This is a genomic window from Paraburkholderia sp. MPAMCS5, from assembly GCF_036016995.1.
In the GTDB taxonomy this organism is placed as follows: Bacteria; Pseudomonadota; Gammaproteobacteria; order Burkholderiales; family Burkholderiaceae; genus Paraburkholderia.
The window spans coordinates 1-2,483 of record NZ_JAYXBK010000037.1 but is presented as its reverse complement, the minus strand read 5'-3'; the positions used below and the strand labels follow the sequence as shown (position 1 = coordinate 2,483).

3 protein-coding genes are annotated in these 2,483 nt (G+C 62.7%); all 3 read left to right on the top strand.

Going from position 1 to position 2,483, the window contains the following annotated elements; genetic code table 11:
• Positions 1-87 precede the first annotated feature (87 nt).
• The 3 genes from tnpA (at position 88) to tnpC (ending at position 2,435) form a co-directional block, all read left to right on the top strand.
• On the top strand, positions 88-477 hold the full coding sequence (tnpA, locus tag VOM14_RS31335) for an IS66-like element accessory protein TnpA (protein ID WP_327632576.1): 390 nt from the start codon (positions 88-90) through the stop codon (positions 475-477).
• A complete protein-coding gene (tnpB, locus tag VOM14_RS31330) occupies positions 474-809 on the top strand; it encodes an IS66 family insertion sequence element accessory protein TnpB (RefSeq protein WP_327632575.1) in 336 nt (111 codons plus the stop codon). Before tnpA ends, tnpB begins: the two co-directional genes overlap by 4 nt.
• Before the next feature lie 63 nt (positions 810-872).
• Entirely contained in the window at positions 873-2,435 is a 1,563-nt protein-coding gene (tnpC, locus tag VOM14_RS31325) for an IS66 family transposase (RefSeq protein WP_327632574.1), read from the top strand.
• Positions 2,436-2,483 lie beyond the last annotated feature (48 nt).

Genomic DNA, 2,483 nt, shown 5'->3' with positions numbered 1-2,483 from the left:
GTAAGGGTCCGGTGAAGTCACGTTGAAGCTGTGGTCTGCGCATAGGAGCATCGTGTCCATCAAAAACGTGATGGAGACGTGTACACGATGGCGGACAACGATCGGGTTGATGATGAAGTGGTGCCGGCAATAGAGCGTCGCAAACACAGCCGGGAATTCAAGGAGATGGTGGTGCGGGCGGCGATGCAACCGCACGTCTCCATCGCCGCGGTGGCGCTGCATTACCGGCTGAACGCGAACCTGCTGCGCCGATGGGTGGTGGCAGCCCGGCAGCGCGCGGCTGACATGTCTGAGCCAGAGGAAGCGCAGCAACCGCTGGCGGCGGCATTCGTGCCGCTGCAACTTGAAGCGCCGCCGGCGGCCGAACCGGGCGAGATTCGCATCGAGGTCCGTCGCGGCGCGACCACGGTGACGCTCTACTGGCCGTTGTCGGCGGCCGACGATTGCACGGCGTGGTTACAGGGATGGTTGCGATGATCCGCGTCGACGCGATCTGGCTGGCCACCGAGCCCGTGGACATGCGTGCGGGCGCCGATACGCTGCTCGCGTGCGTGGTCAAGGTGTTCGGCGCGGCGCGCCCCCACCATGCCTATCTGTTTGCCAACCGGTATTCGACGCGAATGAAGGTGCTGGTCTACGATGGTCTGGGGATCTGGCTGGCCACGCGGCGCCTGAATCGCGGGCGATTCATCTGGAGCAACGGCGAGCAGTCCGTTTCACTGCCGCTCAATGAGGAACAGTTGCGGGCGCTGGTCACGGGACTGCCGTGGCGCACACTGGCAAGCGATCACGCCATTACCGTGGTGTGATGTCGACGCGCACGTAAACAGTTTCGCTTCCTGATGTGTGACGTGTCTGGCAGACTCGGTGTCATGGACCTGCCTGTCGACCTCATCACGCTCAGCGCCGACCAGCTTCGCACACTGGCCGCACGGCTGACCGCCCAGCTCGCGGACAGGGAACGCGAAGTCGGTGAGAAGGAACGGGAGCTGCAGTATCGGCAAACCCGCATCGACCAGCTCACGCATGAGCTCTCGGTCATCAAGCGGCAACAGTTTGGTAAGCGCAGCGAGCAGCTCAATACGGAACAGATGAGCCTGCTTGACGAGGCGATCGAGACGGATCTGGCCGCGATCGAAGCCGAGCTCGATCAGCTTCAGCCAGACACGCCCGGGCGCACATCGCGACAGCAACATCCCCGACGCGCGCCGTTGCCTGCGCATCTGCCACGAACCGACATTCATCACGATCCGGATGCCACGAGGTGCCACTGCGGCTGCGAGCTTGAGCGCATAGGCGAAGACATCAGCGAGAAGCTTGACTACACGCCGGGCGTGTTCACAGTCGAGCGACATATCCGCGGCAAGTGGGTGTGCCGTCAATGCGAGACGCTGACACAGGCGCCCGTGCCCGCGCACATCATCGACAAGGGTATTCCCACGGCCGCGCTGCTGGCATGGGTGCTGGTGTCGAAGTTCTCCGATCATCTGCCGCTTTACCGGCTTGAGCGCATCTGCGCACGCGCGGGTCTGGCGATCCCCCAGTCGACGCTGGGCGACTGGGTGGGTGTGTGCGGTGTGCGACTGCAGCCGCTAGTTGATGCCCTGCGCGAACACCTGCTGCGTGAGCTTGTGCTGCATGCTGATGAAACGCCTGTGCAGATGCTCAGCCCCGGCAAGGGCAAGACGCACCGTGCGTATCTCTGGGCGTACGCCACGACGCAGTACTGCTCACTCAAGGCGGTGATATACGACTTTGCCGACAGCCGCGCTGGTGAGCATGCGCGCGCATTCCTGGGCGACTGGCAGGGCAAGCTGGTGTGCGACGACTTTAGCGGCTACAAGAAAAGTTTTACCCAGGGCGTCACGGAAATTGGCTGTGCCGCGCACGCGCGGCGCGCGTTCTTCGAGTTGCATGCAAACCATCAGAGCGAGATTGCCGGGCAAGCGCTGAAATACTTCGGCACGCTGTACGAAATCGAACGTGAAGCAGCAGTGCTTGATCCCGATGCGCGGCGTGTGCTGCGGCAGGCCCGATCGCGACCAGTCATGGATGCCCTGCACGCGTGGATGAGTGCGCAGCGGCGCCTGGTTCCAGAGGGTTCAGGAATCGCGAAAGCACTCGACTACAACCTCAATCGCTGGGAGGCGCTCACGCGCTATCTCGATGATGGGCACGTACCAATGTGCAATAACTGGGTTGAGAACCAGATTCGTCCGTGGGCGACCGGCAGGAAAAACTGGTTATTTGCGGGCTCACTTCGCGCCGGCAAACGCGCCGCTGCCATCATGAGCCTGATCCGCACGGCGCAACTGAACGGGTACGAACCGCTCGCCTATCTGAAGGACGTGCTCACGCGCCTGCCAACACATCGCGCTGCTGACATCGACCAGTTGCTGCCTCATCGTTGGAAACCTGACGTAGCCGCGATATAACCTCAGCTCGCGCCAGCGCTACCTGCCGTGCCTTCCCCGGGCGCTTAC

Excerpts from the sequence above, each read along its gene's own strand:
- tnpA (WP_327632576.1), top strand. The coding sequence starts at position 88 with ATGGCGGACAACGATCGGGTTGATGATGAAGTGGTGCCGGCAATAGAG.
- tnpB (WP_327632575.1), top strand. The coding sequence starts at position 474 with ATGATCCGCGTCGACGCGATCTGGCTGGCCACCGAGCCCGTGGACATG.
- tnpC (WP_327632574.1), top strand. The coding sequence starts at position 873 with ATGGACCTGCCTGTCGACCTCATCACGCTCAGCGCCGACCAGCTTCGC.